Here is a 19249-nt window from a genome sequence, read left to right as displayed (position 1 = left end):
TGCCGCAGCGTGCGCGATCCCGCAGGGTCAGATCGGCCTGCCGTTGACCGTCACGTTCGTGAAACGCTTGCCGGCGATCTTCGTGCTCGAACAGCCGGCGATCGTGAACGGCCCGAACGAGGGGACGTAGCTGCCGGTCTGGCTGTTGTAAGTGGACGTCACGTACGCGAAGTTCCGCGCGAAGGTGCCGGAAACACTGTCGAGGTTGATGTTTTCGGAGAACCCGCCACGCAGCGTGTTGGACTTCACGTACAGCGCGAACTTCGTGTCACCCCGCACGGTGAGCTTGTACGCGTAGACGTTGCGGATTCCGCCGGTCTGCTCGCTGCCGCACGTGATCGCGCCCCAGTTGCCGTTCATCACGCAGTTCACCACGACGAGGTTCTGGCACGGGATGTTCACGCGGCGCCCGTCCGCGTCGCGCCCGGCCTTGATGGCGATGTTGTCGTCGTGCGCGCCGAGCGTGCAGTTCGCGACGACGACGTGGTCGCACGATTCCGGGTCGCAGCCGTCGGTGTTGCTGCGCGCGGTGCTCGGGTCGGTGCTGACGCCGTCGACCGTGACGTTGCGGCACAGCGTCGGGTGCAGCTGCCAGAACATGGGGTTCTTCAGCGTGACGCCTTGGATCAGCACGTTTTCACAGCGGTACGGCTCGACGAACGTCGAGCGCATGGTGTGCCCCGAGCCCGGCACCACCCGCTTCTCCGGCGCGATTCCCTTGGCCACCAGCGATTCCAGGTAAGCGCGGTCGCTGCCCTTGTTCCACGACGACGTCGCCGCCGCGTCGAGCGTGCCGCCGCCGGTGAGGCCGATGTTCCTTTCCCCGTAGGCGTAGACCATCGGGGACCGGTTGACGCACTCGATGCCTTCGTAACGCGTCAGGACGTTCGGGAACTTCGCCGCGTCACCGCTGAATTTCAGGACCGCGCTCTTTTCCAGATGCAGATCGACGTTGCTCTTGAGCCGGATGGCACCGGTCAGGAAGCTGCCGCCGCCGGGCACGATCACGTGGCCGCCGCCGGCCGCGGCGCAGGCGTCGATCGCCTTCGCGATGGCCGCGGTGTTGTCGGTCTTGCCGTCGCTCTTCGCGCCGTAACCGGTGATCGGGAAACCGCGGTCGGGGAACACCGGAATCGTCGTGTTCGCGACGATGTCGTTCGCCGCCGGCCACGGGAGCGCGGGTATGTCGATGCGGGGCGCCGCCGAGGCGACGGCCGGAAGCAGCGGCACCGCCGCCGCCGCGAGCCCGCCCTTGATCAGCTGCCGCCGGGTGAACCTGCCGTCCATGGACACGTCCTTCACGCGGAAAGTCCTGGTGCGACGGCGGAACCGCGGCACGGACCGCGGGCATGACGAACTGTAGGCGTGGAAGTGCCTTCAGGTCCAGGCCGTGCCATCCGGAATCCCGGAGAAGCCACTTGCGCGATCGGCGGAAAGGCTGTCATGATCGCCGCATGTCGATTCGAAAGGGCGTGTGCGCCCTCGCGCGTTGAGCGCCTCACGGCGGCCGGACCGCCGATCCTTTGATATTTCCCGGTGGCTGAGCCACGCCTTCCGCACGGACCCCGCTGATCGGCCCGCGGCCGAAGCCGCCATCGCCCGGCTCTACGCGCTGCTCGGCGAGCCGCCGCCGCGGTTCGTGTGGGTGCCTTCCCCGCACGCCGCCGTGGCGCACTTGCCGCCGTCACCAGTGCTTTCCACGCTGCCACTGGAAGCCCGCATCGCGACCCGGGCAGCCGAGCTGCGGGCGCGCCGGCGCGGGATCCCACCCGAAGAGCGGCAGCGGATCCGCGACGGCGTCGCCGGGTTGATCCGGGCCGCGATCCCGCAGCCGCTCGGCCTGCACTGGTACGGCCAGCAGGACGCCTACTGGGTGGAGCCGGATTCGGGCGACCCGGAGCTGGAGCTGTGGGCGGTGCTGGTGCGGTCGTGCGGCTGGTGGTGGCCACGCGACGGCGTCTGCGTCGTCGCCGAGCGGCCGCTGGCGATCCGCACGGACGACTCCCGGCTGCACAGCGAGTCCGGCCCCGCGGTGGTCTACCCCGACGGCTGGGGCGTGCACGTCTGGCACGGCACGCGGGTGCCGTCGTGGGTGATCGAAAACCCCACGGCGGACCGGATCAACCGGTCGTTCAACGTCGAGGTGCGGCGGTGCGCGATCGAGCACCTGGGCTGGGCGGCGTACCTCGAGCAGGCCGGGCTGCGGGTACTGGGCCGGGCGCCGGATCCCGGAAACCCCGGCTGCGAACTGCGGCTCTACGACCTGCCACCGCAGCGGGGGCACGCGCCTTCGCGGCTGCTGCTGGCGGTGAACGGCTCGGTGGAGCGCGACGGCACCCGCCGTCGCTACGGGCTGCGCGTGCCCGCGGAATTCGACCATCCCCTTGACGCGGCCGGCTGGTCGTACGGGCTCACCGGAGCCCAGTACGCGCGCCTGCGGCGCCGGACCTGAGGTGACCAGGATGTTTCTCGAGGAATTGCTGAACCGGACCGGACTCGAGGTCCTCGCACACCTGGATCGCCAGGTGACCGTGCCGGTGATCGACGGGCCGCAGGCCCAGGGTGACCTGATCGTGCTGCCGCTGGCGTGGCTCGTGCGCCACCCCCGCGACTGGTGGGAGCTGCCCGCCGAGGGGCGGGAGCTGGTGCGCGGCGAGGCGGGCAACAACCCGCACACGCTGGTCGCGGACGCCGGCACGTGCCGGATGACGACGTGGCTGGAGGATCCCGAGCGCCTGGCGATCGCGGCGTTCGAGAACACGGCGCCGGTGTGGCTGATCCATCCGGAGCACGGGGCAACCGGGATCGCGCCCGGAGCGTGGTTCGTGCGGCGGCAGCGGGAGCTGGGCGCCGGGTTCCGGAAGCCGGTGCTGATCGCGGACTAGCGGCGGCGGGCCGCGGGGTGCCACCGAGGGGGCGGCACCGCGCGGCTCGGCCGGGGCCGGAAATTTCGGATTCTTCACGGAATGCGCGGTCTGGTCGAGGCTCCCAGTGACCGGATAAGGTCACTTACGCACATGCTTGCTGCAGCTGACTGGGGGGCTCCTGATGAGGCGCGCGCGTAGATCGGCCGTGTTCGCGGCCGCGGTCATGGTCGCGTCCGCGACGCCGGCACTGGCTCTTTCCGGCGGAACGGTGTCGGGCGACTACCCGTTCGCGGTCTGGTTGAGCATGGACGGCCGCGGCTGTTCCGGCACGCTGATCGACCCGCGCTGGGTCGTGACCGCGGCCGACTGCTTCCCGGACAACTCGCTGGGTGGTGTGCCGGCCAAGCCGATCAGCGCAAGCCTGACGGTTTCCGCCGGCTCGGGCCGGCCCGCCGGAACCGGGCCGGCCCAGGTGACGAACCTGGTGCGGCGGCCGGACCGGAACCTGATGCTGGCCCAGCTCAACGGCAGTGCCACCCTGGTTCAGCCGGTCAAGCTGGCGACCACTGCTCCGGCGGTGGGTGAGGTCCTGCGTGTCGCCGGGCTCGGCCGTAGCGCCACGGAGTGGGGTACGCCGGTCTGGCAGTCGCCGGTCATGGGCCCACCCGCTCGTAGTCACCCGTTCTCGGTGACCGCGACCAACTCGAACGAGATCTCCTTGCTCGGTGCCGACGGCGTCGACGCGTGCAAGGGTGACGGCGGCGGTCCGCAGCTCCGTGCTGCCAACGGGACGCGGGAACTGGTGGCGATCAACAGCAGGTCGTGGCAACACGGCTGCGTCGACGTGACGGAGACCCGCCAGGGCACCACCGGGACCCGGGTGGACGACCTCGGACCGTGGCTGCGGCCGATGCTCGGGTGTCTGGCCGACGGGCCGTCCGATGGCATGCCGATCCCGCCCGCCGGGGGCGTCCCTCGGTGGTATGGCTGGGATTCCCCGGACATTCCGGTGTCCGGAGCACCGGCGGTGACGTCCTGGGGCAGCGGCCGGATCGACCTGTTCACCAAGGGCGCGGACAACGTCCTCCATCACCGGACTTACCAGGACAACGCCTGGTCCGCGGCCGAATCGCTCGGTGATGGCATGGCGTCGGAGCCGTCGGTGGTCTCGTGGGCGCCCGGCCGGTTCGACGTGTTCGCTCGTGGCTACGACAATTCGTTGCAGCACAAGTGGTTCGACGGCAGCTGGCACCCGTGGGAGTCGCTCGGCGGCGGTATCCAGTACGCGCCGACGGTCGCGTCGTGGGGTCCCGGCCGGTTGGACGTCTTCGCCGTGGGCGATCAGGACGGTGCGTTGTACCACAAGGCTTTCGACGGCACTTGGCACGATTGGGAGTACCACGGCGGCAAGCTGACCGCGAGCCCGGCCGCGGCGTCGTGGGGGCCGAACCGGATCGATGTCTTCGGCCGCGGCACGGACAACGCGCTGTATCACATGGGCTGGGACAACCGCTGGTTCGACTGGGAATACCACGGCGGCTACCTCACCAGCGCGCCGACCGTGACGTCGTGGGGACCCAACCGGCTCGACGTCTTCGCGGCGGACCGGGATTCCCGGCTGCTGCATTACGGCTGGGAAGGCCAGTGGTTCAAGTTCCAGGACAACGCCGGGCGGCTGACCTCGGCGCCCGCGGCGGTCTCGTGGGGTCCCAATCGCGTCGACGTCTTCGCCGCGGGCAGGTCGAACGCGCTCTGCCACACCGTGTTCGGCTGAGGTGAGGTGGGCCGCCGCGCGCGGCTCACTGCCGATCCCGCCGCCGACGCGCGCCGCGCCGTGACGTCCGGCGATGATCCCGTCGGCTGCGGGCTCGGGCACGGGGTTGCCGCCGAGGGGCGGCAACCCCGTGGCTCAAGCCAGGTCCGGGCCCTTCGAGCGCAGGTCGTCGACCTTGCTCATCGCTTCCCGCAGCTCTCCCAGCCAGCTGTCCGCGTGCTGGCCCACCAAGCGCACCGCCCACGCCAGCGCGTCCGACCGCGATCGGGCCACGCCCGCGTCCACCAGCGTGTCCAGCACCAGGCGCTCCGGCTGGCGCAGGCGCGTCATCACCGGGGCCGAATGCGTCGTGAACAGCGCCTTCGTGCCGCCCAAGCGGGCTCCCCAGGCCACCTTGCGCTGGTAGCGGTGCTCCGCCTGCCGCGCGATCTCGATGCGCTCGTCGCGCGTCTCTTCGCGGTACCGGCTGATCCGGCCCTCCTCGGCCGCCGCTCGGGCTGCGTCGTCCGGGTACTCCTCCGTCAGCGCCGGGAGCTCGCCGACCACGATGATCTCTTCGCGGTCGACCGTGACCTCCGGTGCGCCCGTGAACCAGCCGTCGGGGAGGCGGCCGCCGAACCAGGCCGCCGCGTCGTCCGCCGGTGGGACCTCGGCCTGCTGCCAGCCTCGGCCTCCGCGCCATCCGCGTCCCATGTCATACCTCCGGGATTACATGATTACATCGCTACCGAAGCTACGCCGAAGACAGCACTTCCGACACTGCGTTCACCCAGGGCGATCAGAGGCGGGCGGCCAGCTCCTCGACGGACGTGACCGGCCGGTCGCAGACGTACCCACGGCACACGTACGCCGCCGGGGCGCCGCCCACCAGCGGGCGGTCGGCCAGCAACGGCACGCCCGGCGCGTCCGGCTCGCCGGCCAGCACGATGCCGCCGCCGTGCACTCCCCGCGCGGCCGCGCGAAGCAACTCCGGGTCGTCGCCCACCACCGCGACCTGCACCGGGCCGGCCTGCAGTGCCTCGGCCACCGACAGCCAGTGGCCGGCGAACCGCGGCACCCGCCCGGCCAGCACCCCGGCTCGCCGCAACGCCTGCTCCGCCGCGTCCCGGTAGCGGGCCGACGAAGCGTGCCCCGCCAGCGCGGACGCCGTCAGCAGCGCCCCGGCCAGCGCCGACGCGCCCGACGGGCTCGCGTTGTCGCCCGGGTCGGCCGGGCGCTGCACCAGCGTCTCGGCGTCGTCGGCCGTGTCGAAGTACGCGCCGGGGACGTCCGGGGACGCGAAGTGCGCCAGGGCCAGGTCGAGCAGCCGGGTTGCTTCGGTGAGCCACTTCGCGTCGCCGGTCGCCTGGTGCAGAGCCAGGAAGCCGTCGGCGACACAGGCGTAGTCCTCCAGCACCCCGGCGGATTCGCCGACGACGCCGTCTCGCGAACTGCGCCGCAGCCGTCCGTCGACGACGTGCACCCGCAGCAGCAACTCGGCCGCGCCGACCGCCCACTCGATCCACTGTGGACGATCCAGGGCCACGCCCGCCTCGGCGAGCGCCGTGATCGCCAGGCCGTTCCACGACGCGATCACCTTGTCGTCCCGGCCCGGCTGCGGCCGCTTCGCGCGCGCCTCCAGGAGCTTGCCGCGCAGCGGCTCCGGCAGGTCGCCGAACAGGCGCAACGTCGACGCGCCCGCCTCGAACGTGCCTTCGGGCGTGACGCCGAACAGCTCGGCGGCGGAGTCGTCACCGACCACCTCGCGCAGCTGCGCCGGCGTCCAGACGTACGTCAGGCCTTCGACGCCCTCGGTATCCGCGTCCAGCGAAGAGGCGAAGCCACCTTCGGGCGTTCGAAGGCTCTCGAAGAGGAATTCCGCCGTTCCGGTGGCGACGCGCAACGCCGTCGCCGAGCCGGTGCGCCGCCAGAGGTGCCCGTAGAAGCGCAGGAGCAACGCGTTGTCGTACAACATCTTCTCGAAGTGGGGCACGATCCACTCGGCGTCGACGGAGTAGCGCGCGAAACCGCCGGCCAGCTGGTCGTACAGGCCGCCGCGGGCCATCGCCTCGGCCGTCTTGTCCACAAGGGACAGCGCGACCGCGGAACCCGTGCGTTCGTGGTGGCGCAGCAGGAACTCCAGGACCATCGACGGCGGGAACTTCGGCGCGCGGCCGAACCCGCCGTTGACGCTGTCGGCCTCCTGCTGAAGCTTCCCGACCGCGCCGGCCAGCACGGCTTCGTCCACAACGGACTCCTGGAGCGGCCCGGTCTGCCCGGCGAGGTGGGCGACGATCTGCTTGGCGCCGTCCAGCAGCTCGTCCGGCCGCTCCTGCCACGCCTCGGTGACGGCGGCCAGCAGCTGCCGGAACGACGGCATGCCCGGCCGCGGCGACGGCGGGTAGTAGGTGCCGCAGTGGAACGGCTCGCCGCCCGGCGTCAGGAAGCAGGTCATCGGCCAGCCGCCCTGCCCGGTCATCGCCTGGGTGGCGGCCATGTACACCGCGTCGATGTCGGGGCGTTCCTCGCGGTCGACCTTGATGTTGACGAAGTTCGCGTTCATCAGCGCCGCGGTCCCGGGGTCCTCGAACGATTCGTGCGCCATGACGTGGCACCAGTGGCAGGCGGCGTAGCCGACGGAAAGCAGGATGGGCACGTTCCGCCGACTCGCCTCGGCGAGCGCCTCGGGCCCCCACGGCCACCAGTCGACCGGGTTGTCCGCGTGCTGGAGCAGGTACGGGCTGGTCGCGCTGCCGAGGCGGTTCATGCGTCCAGGGTCGCACCCGGGAAAACCGGGCGCGCGGCGGCCGTGAGAAATCTCGCGGGCCGCGGCAACCTTTCCCCGGCCGGTGGCAACCCAGGGTCGTCCGGCCACGCGGCCGGCGTCAGAGGCAGCGACCGAAAGAGAGCACCGACATGTCCCCTCGCCCACCCACGCCGTCGCCGGCGTCCCCCGGCCGTGGCCGCCAGGGACGGCATCGCGGCCGCCGGCTGTTCCAGCGCCGGGGTTTCTGGGCGGCCGTCGTCCTGTCCGTCGTGACCGGCTCCGTGGTCGTGGTCAGCACGGCCTCGGCGGGAACCGTGGACCCGAAGTCCTGGTACGTCCTGGTCAACCGCAACAGCGGCCAGGCGCTGGACGACTTCGTCCACGCCAAGGACGACGGTGCGGCGGTGGTCCAGTGGAACCGGCACGACGGGGCCAACCAGCAGTGGCGGTTCATCGACGCCGGTGACGGCTACTACCGGCTGCAGAACCGCAACTCCGGCAACGTGCTGGACGACTACCGCTGGTCGAAGACCGCCGGCTCCGCCATGGTGCAGTGGCACGACCTGAACGGGGCCAACCAGCAGTTCCGCCTCGAGAAGTCGCCGGACGGCCACGTGCGCCTGATCAACCGCTTCAGCGGCATGGCCGTCGAGGTCCAGGCCGGCTCCAGGACCGCGGGGGCCAAGGTCGCCCAGTACTGGGACTGGGGCGGCGCCAACCAGCAGTGGCAGCTGGTCCCGGCCGGGAGCGTCGGCAGCACCGCCACGCCCACCACGGCCGCCACCCCGCGCACCAGCGTGACGCCGGCGAGCCAGACCCCGAGCAGCACCCGCCCGTCGACGACGTCGGCGGCACCGACCACCGACAGCCGCGCTTCGGCGACCCGGTTCATGGGCAGCAACACGCTGCTCATCGGCGGCTCGATGGACGAAGCCTCGGCGACGGCCGCGCCGTTCGACGTCCGGTACAACTACGTCCACAGCCAGCCCGCGCCTTCGCCGGAGTACTACACGGCGGCACGCTGCAAGCCCGAGTGGTCGAGCTGGTGGGGCTGCTGGACCGGCGAAACCACCGCGCCCGGCTTCTACGTGACCCGGGGCGACCAGCAGGTGGCCCAGGCCACCTACCAGGGCAAGCCGCGCCCGCAGAAGTACCTCTGGACCTGGTACTCGCTGCGCGACCTCGGGGACGCGGCGGGCCAGGGCGACGGCCCCGGCGAGGTCGTCGCCATCAACCGGACCGACCTGCTCACCCGCTACCTGAACGACTACCGCTTCTTCCTCCAGAAGATCGGCAAGTCGCAGGACATGATCGACATCGAGCCCGACTTCTGGGGCTACGTCCGTTCCCTCGGCAGCCCACGCCAGGTTCCCGCGCAGGTCAAGGCCGCGAACCCGACGGACTGCGGCTCGCAGGAGAACAGCGCCGCCGGCCTGGCGGCCTGCCTGGTGGCGATGACGCACAAGTACGCGCCGAACGCGGGCGCGGGGCTCCACCTCACCTGCTGGGACTGGGAGACCAACGTCCAGAAGTGCGTGAAGGACTACGCGGAACTCGGCGCGAAGAACGCCGACTTCCTGGTCACCGACGTGTCGGACCGCGACGCCGGCTGGTACGCCAAGCCGGCGAACGGCGGCCGCAACACCTTCTGGACCGACCAGCAGGCCACTGCCACGCTGAAGTTCTACAAGACCATGGCCGAATCGGCGGGCAAGCCCGTGGTCCTGTGGCAGGTCCCGGTGGGCAACATGGCGCAGAACAACACCCTGAACCACTACCAGGACGACAAGGTCGACTGGTTCTTCTCGCACTTGGACCAGGTGGTGGACGCGCACGTCGCCGCCATCCTGTTCGGCCCGGGACACCAGGAACAGACCACGGTCGAGACCGACGGCGGCAACCTGATCAAGAAGACGATCGCCTACCGCAACTCGGGCGGGACACCGCTCAAGTAGCCGACCGGTGACCGCGCACCCGGAAAACCGGGCGCGCGGTCACCGGCCGCTCCGCCACACTGTGCCGGTGCTGCTGACCATCACCACGACCCGGACTCCCGCCACCGACCTGGGCTTTCTCCTGCACAAGCATCCGGAGAAGGCGCAGTCGGTCGCGCTGTCCGCCGGGACCGCGCACGTCTTCTACCCGGAGGCGTCGGCGGATCGCTGCACCGCCGCCTTGTTCGTCGAGATCGATCCCGTCGAGCTCGTCCGCAGGGGCGGGACGTCGCTGACCCAGTACGTCAACGACCGGCCGTACGCCGGGGGCTCGTACCTCGCCGTCGCGCTGCGGGCCGCGTTCACCACCGCGCTCGCCGGGCGGTGCGCCGCGCGGCCCGAGCTGGTCGACGCGCCTTTCGACCTGGAGATCCACGTGCCGTCGCTGTCCGCTCGCGGCGGGCCCGAGGTCGTGCACAAGCTGTTCGAGCCGCTCGGCTGGCGCGTTTCGGCGACGCCGATCGCGCTCGACCCGCAGTTCCCGCAGTGGGGCGACAGCCGCTATGTCGACCTGCGGCTCACCGGTGTCCAGCGGGTCGCCGACGCGCTGCGTCACCTGTACGTGCTGCTGCCCGCCCTCGACGGCGACAAGCACTACTGGGTCGGCCAGGACGAGGCCGACAAGCTGCTGCGCGCCGGCGACGGCTGGCTCGCCGCGCACCCCGAGCGGACGCTCATCACGAACCGCTACCTGGAGCGGCGCCGCCCGGTCGTCGCGTACGCGCTTTCGCGGCTGGCCGAGGCCGACGACGTCCCGGCGGAAGCCGAAGCGCTGGTCACCGAGGTCCCCGACAAGCCGGAGAGCCTCGCGTCGCAGCGCCACGGCAGCGTGCTCGCCGCGCTGCGGGCCGCGGGCGCCCGGCGCGTGCTCGACCTCGGCTGCGGCTCCGGCGCGCTGCTGCGTGTCCTCGAGAAGGAACGGTCGTTCACCGAGATCGTCGGCGTCGACGTGTCGAGCAGTGCCTTGACCATCGCGGAGAAGCGGCTGAAGGACAATTCGCGCGTCACGCTGCGGCAGTCCGCGCTCACCTACGCCGACCCGGCGCTGGCCGGGTTCGACGCCGCCGTGCTCATGGAGGTCGTCGAGCACGTCGACGCCGAGCGGCTGCCGGCGCTGGAACACGCGGTGTTCGGCGTCGCGGCGCCGCGCACCGTGCTCGTCACGACCCCCAACGCGGAGTACAACCGGCTGTTCGAGTTCCTGCCGATGGGGCATTTCCGGCACGCCGACCACCGGTTCGAATGGACGCGAGCCGAGTTCCGCGCCTGGGCGGACGGCGTCGCGACCCGGCGCGGCTACGACGTCCGATACGTGCCGATCGGACCGGAGGACCAGGAATCGGGACCGCCGACCCAGATGGCGGTCTTCACCACCCAAAAGGAGGTGGCCGCGTGAAGCTGACCGTCCCCGACATGGCGCTCGTCGTGCTCGTCGGCGCTTCCGGCTCCGGCAAGTCGACGTTCGCGCGCACGCACTTCGCGCCGACGCAGGTGCTCTCCAGCGATTTCTTCCGCGGGCTCGTCGCCGACGACGAGAACGACCAGTCGGCCTCGGCCGACGCCTTCGACGCGCTCCACTACGTCGCGGCCAAGCGGCTCGCGGCCGGGCGGACGACCGTCATCGACGCGACGAACGTCCAGCGCGCTTCGCGGGCGAGCCTGGTGAAGCTCGCGAAGGAGCACGACGTGCTACCGACGGCGATCGTGCTCGACCTGCCGCTCGGCGTCTGTGCCGCGCGCAACGCCGGGCGGCCGGACCGCGACTTCGGCGACCACGTGATCCGGCGGCAGCGCGGCGAGCTGCAGCGGTCGCTGAAGTCGCTGGAGCGCGAGGGCTTCCGGCGCGTGCACGTGCTGCGGTCGGAAGCCGAGGTGGCCGAGGCGGAGATCGTCGTCGAGCCGCTGCGCAACGACAAGCGCGACCTGACCGGGCCGTTCGACGTGATCGGCGACGTCCACGGCTGCGCGGCCGAGCTCGAGGAGCTGCTGGCCGAGCTGGGGTACGTCGACGGCGTGCACCCGGCCGGGCGGACCGCGGTGTTCGTCGGCGACCTCGTCGACCGCGGCCCGGACACTCCCGGTGTGCTGCGGCGCGTGATGGCGATGGCGTCGTCCGGCAACGCGCTCGTCGTGTGCGGGAACCACGAGCAGAAGCTGGTGCGCGCCCTGCACGGGCGGAAGGTCAACGTCGCGCACGGGCTCGCCGAGTCGCTGGCGCAGCTCGGGGCGGAGAGCGAGGAGTTCCGCCGTGAGGTCCACGAGTTCTGCGACGGGCTGATCGCGCACTACGTCCTCGACGGCGGCAAGCTCGTCGTCGCGCACGCCGGGCTGCCCGAGCGGTACCACGGGCGCGCGTCCGGGCGGGTGCGCAGCATGGCGCTCTACGGCGACACCACCGGCGAGACCGACGAGTACGGCCTGCCGGTGCGGCTGCCGTGGGCACGTGACTACCGCGGGTCGGCGATGGTGCTCTACGGGCACACGCCGACGCTGGAGGCGGAGTGGGTCAACAACACCATGTGCCTCGACACCGGCGCCGTGTTCGGCGGGAAGCTGACCGCGCTGCGCTACCCGGAGCGCGAAGTCGTCTCGGTGAAGGCCCACCGGGTCTGGTACGAGCCGGTGCGTCCGCTCGACGCCGCACGGCCGCTCGCCGGGCGTGAGCCGGCGGTGCTGGAGCTGGGCGACGTCACCGGGAAGCGGATCGTGCAGACCGCGCACCACGGCCGCGTCGGCGTCTCGGCGGAGCAGTCGGCGGCGGCACTGGAGGTGATGAGCCGGTTCGCGGTCGACCCGCGGTGGCTGGCGTACCTGCCGCCGACGATGGCGCCGTGTTCGACGTCGGCCCGTGCGGACTACCTGGAGCACCCGGAGGAGGCGTTCGCCGAGTACCGGGCGGCCGGTGTGCAGTCGGTGCTGTGCGAGGAGAAGCACATGGGCTCGCGGGCCGTCGTGCTGGTCTGCCGGGACTCCGACGTCGCGTACCGGCGCTTCGGGATCCACGGTGGCGGAGCGGTGTACACGCGGACCGGGCGCCCGTTCTTCTCGGCCGAGCAGAACGACGCGCTCCTGGCCGACGTGCGCACGGCGGCGGCCGGGCTGTTCGATTCGCTGGACTCGGGGTGGCTGCTGCTCGACGCCGAGCTGCTGCCGTGGAGCGCGAAGGCGGGTTCGCTGATCGCCGACCAGTACGCGTCGGTGGGTGCGGCCGCCCAGGCGGTGCTGCCTTCGGCGGTCTCGGCGTTGGCGACGGCGGCCGCGCGGGGCATCGACGTCTCGGAGCTGCTGGCGCGGACGGCGTCGCGGGCGTCCACAGTGGACTCCTACCGGACGGCGTACCGGCGCTACTGCTGGCCGACGTCGGGCCTGGACGGCGTGCGGCTGGCGCCGTTCCAGCTGCTGGCGTCCGAGGGCAGGGCGTACCACGACCGGCCGCACGCCTGGCACCTGTCCTTGCTGGACGGTCTCGCCGGGCCGCGCTTCCAGCGCACCCGGACGCTCGAGGTCGACCTGCTGGACGACGCGTCGATCGCCCGGGGCGTCGCGTGGTGGGAGGAGCTGACGGCGGCCGGCGGCGAGGGCATGGTCGTCAAGCCGGCGGCGAACCTGACCCGGGGAACGCGCGGGCTGGTCCAGCCCGGGGTGAAGGTGCGCGGCCGCGAGTACCTGCGGATCATCTACGGCCCGGACTACACGCTGCCGGAGAACCTGGAGCGGCTGCGCAAGCGCGGGCTGAACCGGAAGCGGATGCTCGCGCTGCGCGAATACGCGCTGGGCCTGGAGGCGTTGGAGCGGGTGGCGCGGGGCGAGCCGCTGTGGCGCGTGCACGAGTGCGTGTTCGCGGTGCTCGCGCTGGAGTCGGACCCGGTGGACCCGCGGCTGTGAAAGCGCCCCAATGTGGCCTTGGTTGCGCTCAACGCACCGAAGGCCACATTGGGTGCGCTCAACGCACCGAAGGCCACATTGGGGCGCTTGGGGCCGGCTAGTCGGACTTGGCCGAGGAGGCGCCGTTCGGCTGCTTCTTCTCCGGCTCCGCCGGCGCCTCGGCTTCGGCCGGGGGCTCGGGCTTCGGCTCCTCGGCCGGCGGGTCGTCGAAGCTGGCCGGGACGCGCTTCAGGTGCTTGGTCATCGAGCGGACCAGGAAGGCCACCGCGATGAGGAACAGGATCAGCACCAGGAAGCCGACCGGGGAGGACTTGCCGAAGTCCTCCCCCTGCCCGCCGTTGTCGCCGTTGCCCGGCTGCTGCGTCAGCACCAGGGCCGACGCGGTCACCGGAAGCGCCACGCCGGCCGGCAGCGTCAAACTCATGTGTTCACCTTCTCCTCGATGCCCGCGAACAGGTCGTCCTCCGGCAACGTGCTGTCCACCAGCGACTTGACCAGCTCGTACTCCTCGGTCGGCCAGACCTCGCGCTGCATCTCGCGCGGCACGGCGAACCAGCGGCTGGTCGGGTCGATCTGCGTGGCGTGCGCCTTCAGCGCCTCGTCCCGCACCTCGAAGTATTCACCGCACTCGACGCGGGTCGTCACCCGCTCCATCACATCGCCCCGCTCGGGGTCCCAGCTGGCCAGCCACTCGGTGTACGGCGACTCGAGGCCGGCCGACTTCATCGCCTCGTCGAACAGGAGCATCCGGGCCCGCGAGAAGCCGTGCACGTAGTACAGCTTCAGCGGCTGCCACGGCTCGCCGGCGTCGGGGAAGCGCTCCGGGTCGGGCGCCGCGTCCCACGCCGCCATCGACACCTCGTGGGTGCGGATGTGGTCGGGGTGCGGGTAGCCGCCGTTCTCGTCGTAGGTGGTGATCACGTGCGGGCGGAACTCCCGGATCACGCGCACCAGCGCCTCGGTGGACTCCTCCAGCGGCACGACGGCGAACGACCCCTCGGGCACCGGCGGCAGCGGGTCGCCCTCCGGCAGGCCGGAGTCGACGAAGCCCAGCCAGCGCTGGCTCACGCCGAGGATCTTGGCCGCCCGGGCCATCTCCTCGCGGCGGATCTCGGTCATGTTGGCCAGCACCTCGGGCCGGTCCATGGCCGGGTTCAGGATGCTGCCGGCTTCGCCCCCGGTGCACGTGACGACCAGCACCTCGTGCCCCTCGGCGGCGTAGCGCGCCATCGTGGCGGCACCCTTGCTCGACTCGTCGTCCGGGTGCGCGTGCACCGCCATCAGGCGCAGGCGCGGGTTGGCGGTGTTCCTCAGCTCGTCGGCGTCCACCATGCTCCGAACGACTCCCCTTCTGCCCTTATTCCGCGACCCACCTGCGGGCCGCCCACCCAGCGGGCGGATACTCGTGACGTACCCGCGTCACCATTGTCCAGACGGGTACGACAAGAACGAGCAGGAGGCCCGGGTTGGCAGGCGGACCGGCGGAAACGGCAGCCCCCGTGCTGCCCGAAGGCCGGTACGGCACTGGGCGCGCGAAGACGTCCCGGCGCTGGCGGCGCTGGCTCTTCCTGGCCGTCGCCCTGCTGGTCAGCGGCCTGATCGCGTGGGTCGCCTACGTCAACCTCGGCTCGGCGCCGATCGACGCCGAGCGGATCGCGTTCAGCGAAAAGCCGGGCAACGCGATGGAAATCACCATCAACGTGACGCGGGACGACGACAATCGGCCGGGCGTGTGCGTCGTCCGCGTCCGCGACAGGACCGGCGCCGAGAGCGGCCGCAAAGAGCTCCTGATCCCCGCCGGCGTGAAGTACAGCAGGATGACCACGACGATCAAGAGCATCGGCGAACCGGTGACCGCCGACGTCTTCGGCTGCTCGTACGACATACCACGCTACCTGTCAACCCCATAGCGGCCAACGGGGTGAACCGCGCGCCCAACGCCCGGGGCGCGGGGAAATAACGGGCGTCGACCTCTCGCGCCGTGATACTCTGACCCCTCAGCACGGCCCGCGACGGGCCGTGTTTTTCCTTTATCTCAGCCACGCGGGACCGACGCCCGCGTGGGCCGGCTTGAACACGCAAGCCTGGCAGGCCCGACGAGGAGATGGTGACCGTGAGCGACACCAAGGTGACCTGGCTCACCCAGGATGCCTACGACCGGCTCAAGCACGAGCTCGACGAAATGATCGAGAATCGGCCGGTCATCGCCGCGCGCATCAACGACAGCCGCGAGGAGGGTGACCTCAAGGAAAACGGGGGTTACCACGCGGCTCGCGAGGAGCAGGGCCAGGCCGAAGCGCGCATCCGGCACCTGCAGGAGCTGCTGCGCTCGGCCAAGGTCGGCGAGGCGCCCGCGAACGACGGCACCGCCGGCCCCGGCAAGGTGCTCACCGTGCGCTACGAGGGTGACGACGAGGACGAGAAGTTCCTGCTCGCCACCCGCGAAGAAGGCGCCGAGGGCGAACTCGACGTGTACTCCCCGGAGTCGCCGCTGGGCAAGGCCCTGCTCGGCGCCAAGGAGGGCGAGTCCCGCGAGTACGAGCTGCCCAACGGCAAGGTCCAGAAGGTGACGCTCGTCAAGGCGGTTCCGTACACCGACGCCAAATAGTCCGGTTAGCGTGTCCTCCCAGGATCCACATTCTGGGAGGACACCGCCGTGAGCACCGAACCGATGTGCCAGGCCTGCGGCATGCAGTACGCCGCGGCCCGTGAGAACTGCCCGATCTGCGAGGACGAACGCCAGTACGTCCCGCGGTCGGGGCAGCAGTGGACGAACCTTTCCGCGCTCCGCTCGAGCGGGACCTACACACCGCGGATCGAGGAGCAGGGCCCCGGCATCACCGGGATCGGCTCGAACCCGGGGTTCGCGATCGGCCAGCGCGCGCTGCTGGTGCGGGCGCGCTCGGGGAACTTCCTGTGGGACTGCGCGGCGTACCTGGACGACGCGCTGGTGGCGCAGGTCCGCGACCTGGGCGGCATCACCGGCATCGCGATCAGCCACCCGCACTACTACACGACGATGGTGGAGTGGGCGCGCGCGTTCGACGTGCCGGTGTACATCCACGAAGCGGATCAGCAGTGGATCGGCCGTCCCGACCCGGCGGTGAAGCTGTGGTCCGGCACGACGCTGGACGTCGCCGACGACCTGCGGCTGATCAACCTGGGAGTGCACTTCGCGGGCGGCACGGTGCTGCACTGGCCGGACGGCGAGGAGGGCCGCGGAGCCCTGCTGTCGGGCGACATCGTGCAGGTGATCCCGGACCGGACGCACGTGGGCTTCATGTACAGCTACCCGAACCTGATCCCGGAACGCCCGCACGTCGTCCGCCGCGCGGCGGAGCTGCTGGCCGGCTACCGGTTCGAGGCGGTCTACGGCGCTTGGTGGGACGCGATCGTGCGTTCCGACGGGTCCGAGGTCGTCCAGCGGTCGGCCAAGCGGTACCTGGCCCAGGTGGTCGACGAAGACTGAGGCCTCAGCCCCGCGCGGTCCGCTCCAGCAGGGGGCGGACCCGCGGCGGCACCGGCGTCGACAACGCGATCGACGTCGACGTCCGCAGCACGTCCGGGACGCCGACGACCTCGTCGATCACCCGCTGCAGGTCGTCGTTGCCCCGGGCCACCATGCGGACGAACAGGTCGCCCTGGCCCGTCGTCGCGTGGACCTCGCACACCTCGTCGATCGCCGCCAGGGCCTCCGCCACCTCCGCGCGGCGGCCCTGCGCGATCTCCAGCACCGCGAACGCCGTCAGGCCGTAGCCCATCGCCGCCAGGTCCAGCTCCGGCGGGAAGCCGCCGAGGATGCCGCGCTCGGTCAGGCGGTCCAGGCGGGCCTGGACCGTCCCGCGCGCCACCCCGAGCCGGCGGGCGCACTCCAGCACCCCGAGGCGCGGTGAGTCGGTGAGCAACAGCAGCAGCCGCGCGTCCAGTGCGTCGAGGTTCTCCGGCATTGCTCTCTTCCCTGCGCAAGTTGTCCATGATGACCGCCGTTGTCCGATGATCACTAGGCAGATTGTCCAGCAAAAACTGTCTCCATTGCACATCTTGCCAGACAGGGCAGATCCTTCGGGTATGACCCAGACTGCCGAACCCCAGGGTGCCCTCGACGACGTCAGCTATGACCAGCTGCGTCAGCTGGTCGGGCTCGTCGACCACGACGCCTCGACCGACCCGTTCCCGGTCAAGGCCATGGACGCGGTGGTGTTCATCGCCGGCAACGCCACCCAGACCGCCTGGTACTACCAGATCGCGTTCGGGATGCAGCTCGTCGCGTACTCCGGTCCCGAAACCGGGAACTACGACCGCAAGTCCTACGTGCTGAAGTCCGGCTCGGCCCGGTTCGTCATCACCGGCGGCGTCAAGCCGGACTCGCCGCTGCTCGACCACCACCGCAAGCACGGCGACGGCGTCATCGACCTGGCGCTCGAGACCACCGACGTCGACAAGTGCGTCGAGCACGCCCGCGCGCAGGGCGCGACGATCCTCGAAGAGCCGCACGACGTCTCCGACGAGCACGGCACCGTGCGCGTCGCCGCCATCGCGACCTACGGCGAGACCCGCCACTCGCTGGTCGACCGGTCGCGCTACACCGGCGTGTACCTGCCCGGCTACGAGCCGCGCGAGAGCGCGATCAAGCGGCCCGAAGGCGCGCCGAAGCGGCTGTTCCAGGCCGTCGACCACTGCGTCGGCAACGTCGAGCTCGGCAAGATGGACTACTGGGTCGACTGGTACCACCGCGTCATGGGCTTCGTGAACATGGCGGAGTTCGTCGGCGACGACATCGCGACCGAGTACTCGGCGCTGATGAGCAAGGTCGTCTCGAACGGCAACCACCGCGTCAAGTTCCCGCTCAACGAGCCCGCCGTCGCGAAGAAGAAGTCGCAGATCGACGAGTACCTCGAGTTCTACGACGGCGCCGGCTGCCAGCACATCGCGCTGGCCACCAACGACATCATCGCCACGGTGACGGCGATGCGCGCCGCCGGCGTCGAGTTCCTCGACACGCCGGACTCCTACTACGACGACCCGGAGCTGCGTGCCCGGATCGGCAACGTCCGCGTGCCGATCGAGGTGCTCAAGGAGCACAGCATCCTGGTCGACCGCGACGAGGACGGCTACCTGCTGCAGATCTTCACCAAGCCGATCGGCGACCGGCCGACCGTGTTCTACGAGCTGATCGAGCGGCACGGCTCGCTGGGCTTCGGGAAGGGCAACTTCAAGGCGCTGTTCGAGGCGATCGAGCGGGAACAGGAGCGCCGAGGCAATCTTTAACGCCGAGGCGCCATCAGACACAGCCGCGGCAACCTCTGACAGATAGCGCGGGAGAGCCACCGTAGGAGACCTCCGGGTCCCCTATGGTGGCTTTCTGCGTGTTTCGGGAACCGCGGGCGGCCCGGATCCGTCAGTGTGGAGAAGCTCAAGAGGAGGGCCGTGATGCCGGACAGCATCGACGCCAGCGACGCGATGATCGACAACTGGACCAAGCGGCTCGAGGAGAACGCCGCCCGGTACCAGGCGCTGGCCGATCGCATGCAGGGCCAGACGGTCACCGAGCGGTCCAAGGACGGCACGGTCCAGGTGACGATCGATTCGCGCGGGCTGCTGAAGGACCTCGTCATCGCCGAAACCGCGGCCGGGAAGCGGATGGCCGAGGTGTCGGCGCAGGTGATGCACCTGGTGCAGCGGGCGCAGGCGCGGATCCCGGAGTTGCTGCAGCAGGCCATGGCCGAGACCACCGGCACGGGCGACCAGGCCGCGGCGGAGATCGTCCGCGAGGCGCAGAGCACCTTCCCGGCGCCGCCGCCCGAGGCCGAGCCGGCGTTCCCGGAGCCCGACCGCGTCCGCCGGTTCCTGCCGGAGGACGCCGAGGAGCCGCCTGCTGCGCCGCGCACCCCGCCGCCTGCTCAGCAACAGCCGCGTCGCCGCCGCCCGGCCGACGACGATGACGACGACTTCGGCGGATCGATCCTGTCCTGAGGGGGAAACC

17 protein-coding genes are annotated in these 19249 nt (G+C 71.0%); 11 read left to right on the top strand and 6 right to left on the bottom strand.

All coding sequences use genetic code 11. The features are described 5' to 3' along the window. Positions 1-27: 27 nt before the first annotated feature. On the bottom strand, positions 28-1287 hold the full coding sequence (locus I4Q55_RS21455; protein ID WP_242546440.1) for a glycoside hydrolase family 28 protein: 1260 nt from the start codon (positions 1285-1287) through the stop codon (positions 28-30). A 202-nt stretch (positions 1288-1489) separates the two neighbouring features. Between I4Q55_RS21455 and I4Q55_RS21450 the strand changes: the two genes are divergently transcribed. The 3 genes from I4Q55_RS21450 (at position 1490) to I4Q55_RS21440 (ending at position 4641) form a co-directional block, all read left to right on the top strand. Then, complete coding sequence (locus I4Q55_RS21450) at positions 1490-2452, top strand: DUF6745 domain-containing protein (RefSeq protein WP_206790035.1); 963 nt, start codon at positions 1490-1492, stop codon at positions 2450-2452. A gap of 10 nt (positions 2453-2462) precedes the next feature. Continuing rightward, a complete protein-coding gene (locus tag I4Q55_RS21445; RefSeq protein ID WP_206790034.1) occupies positions 2463-2885 on the top strand; it encodes a hypothetical protein in 423 nt (140 codons plus the stop codon). Positions 2886-3048: 163 nt separating this feature from the next. After that, positions 3049-4641 (top strand): trypsin-like serine protease, encoded by a 1593-nt coding sequence (locus tag I4Q55_RS21440; protein WP_206790033.1) that lies wholly within the window; start codon positions 3049-3051, stop codon positions 4639-4641. 135 nt (positions 4642-4776) lie between these two features. Here I4Q55_RS21440 and I4Q55_RS21435 read toward each other — a convergent pair whose 3' ends face one another. Then, a complete protein-coding gene (locus I4Q55_RS21435) occupies positions 4777-5334 on the bottom strand; it encodes a hypothetical protein (RefSeq protein ID WP_206790032.1) in 558 nt (185 codons plus the stop codon). Between the two features lie 85 nt (positions 5335-5419). Beyond that, positions 5420-7387, bottom strand: coding sequence for a thioredoxin domain-containing protein (locus tag I4Q55_RS21430; protein WP_206790031.1), 1968 nt, complete (start codon positions 7385-7387; stop codon positions 5420-5422). 149 nt (positions 7388-7536) lie between these two features. Between I4Q55_RS21430 and I4Q55_RS21425 the strand changes: the two genes are divergently transcribed. The 3 genes from I4Q55_RS21425 (at position 7537) to I4Q55_RS21415 (ending at position 13266) form a co-directional block, all read left to right on the top strand. Continuing rightward, complete coding sequence (locus I4Q55_RS21425) at positions 7537-9342, top strand: RICIN domain-containing protein (protein ID WP_242546439.1); 1806 nt, start codon at positions 7537-7539, stop codon at positions 9340-9342. Positions 9343-9409: 67 nt separating this feature from the next. Further along, the gene (locus tag I4Q55_RS21420) at positions 9410-10777 is read left to right on the top strand and encodes a 3' terminal RNA ribose 2'-O-methyltransferase Hen1 (RefSeq protein WP_206790030.1); all 1368 of its coding nucleotides are present in this window, start codon (positions 9410-9412) and stop codon (positions 10775-10777) included. After that, complete coding sequence (locus I4Q55_RS21415; RefSeq protein ID WP_206790029.1) at positions 10774-13266, top strand: polynucleotide kinase-phosphatase; 2493 nt, start codon at positions 10774-10776, stop codon at positions 13264-13266. Before I4Q55_RS21420 ends, I4Q55_RS21415 begins: the two co-directional genes overlap by 4 nt. Positions 13267-13363: 97 nt before the next feature. On the opposite strand, the gene I4Q55_RS21410 is transcribed toward I4Q55_RS21415, so the two are convergent. Then, positions 13364-13690, bottom strand: coding sequence for a hypothetical protein (locus tag I4Q55_RS21410; RefSeq protein ID WP_206790028.1), 327 nt, complete (start codon positions 13688-13690; stop codon positions 13364-13366). Then, on the bottom strand, positions 13687-14598 hold the full coding sequence (gene mca / locus I4Q55_RS21405; RefSeq protein ID WP_206790026.1) for a mycothiol conjugate amidase Mca: 912 nt from the start codon (positions 14596-14598) through the stop codon (positions 13687-13689). The genes I4Q55_RS21410 and mca overlap by 4 nt, the downstream gene beginning before the upstream one ends. Before the next feature lie 134 nt (positions 14599-14732). Here mca and I4Q55_RS21400 point away from each other — a divergent pair, with 134 nt between their 5' ends. The 3 genes from I4Q55_RS21400 (at position 14733) to I4Q55_RS21390 (ending at position 16735) form a co-directional block, all read left to right on the top strand. After that, entirely contained in the window at positions 14733-15176 is a 444-nt protein-coding gene (locus I4Q55_RS21400) for a DUF4307 domain-containing protein (protein WP_206790024.1), read from the top strand. A 194-nt stretch (positions 15177-15370) separates the two neighbouring features. After that, positions 15371-15874 (top strand): transcription elongation factor GreA, encoded by a 504-nt coding sequence (gene greA / locus I4Q55_RS21395; RefSeq protein ID WP_206790023.1) that lies wholly within the window; start codon positions 15371-15373, stop codon positions 15872-15874. A 48-nt stretch (positions 15875-15922) separates the two neighbouring features. After that, on the top strand, positions 15923-16735 hold the full coding sequence (locus I4Q55_RS21390) for an MBL fold metallo-hydrolase (RefSeq protein WP_206790022.1): 813 nt from the start codon (positions 15923-15925) through the stop codon (positions 16733-16735). 4 nt (positions 16736-16739) lie between these two features. Here I4Q55_RS21390 and I4Q55_RS21385 read toward each other — a convergent pair whose 3' ends face one another. Continuing rightward, positions 16740-17213: an Lrp/AsnC family transcriptional regulator gene (locus I4Q55_RS21385; protein ID WP_206790021.1), complete on the bottom strand. Its 474-nt coding sequence runs from the start codon at positions 17211-17213 to the stop codon at positions 16740-16742. Positions 17214-17334: 121 nt separating this feature from the next. On the opposite strand from I4Q55_RS21385, the gene hppD reads away from it, so the two are divergent. Both hppD and I4Q55_RS21375 read left to right on the top strand, forming a co-directional pair. Then, entirely contained in the window at positions 17335-18534 is a 1200-nt protein-coding gene (gene hppD, locus I4Q55_RS21380; protein WP_206790020.1) for a 4-hydroxyphenylpyruvate dioxygenase, read from the top strand. Between the two features lie 162 nt (positions 18535-18696). After that, positions 18697-19239: a YbaB/EbfC family nucleoid-associated protein gene (locus I4Q55_RS21375; RefSeq protein ID WP_206790019.1), complete on the top strand. Its 543-nt coding sequence runs from the start codon at positions 18697-18699 to the stop codon at positions 19237-19239. Positions 19240-19249: the final 10 nt, after the last annotated feature.

It is taken from the genome of Amycolatopsis sp. MtRt-6 (assembly GCF_017308975.1).
Lineage (GTDB): Bacteria > Actinomycetota > Actinomycetes > Mycobacteriales > Pseudonocardiaceae > Amycolatopsis.
Note: the sequence above shows the minus strand (reverse complement) of the source record. Positions and strands in the feature narration are given on the sequence as shown.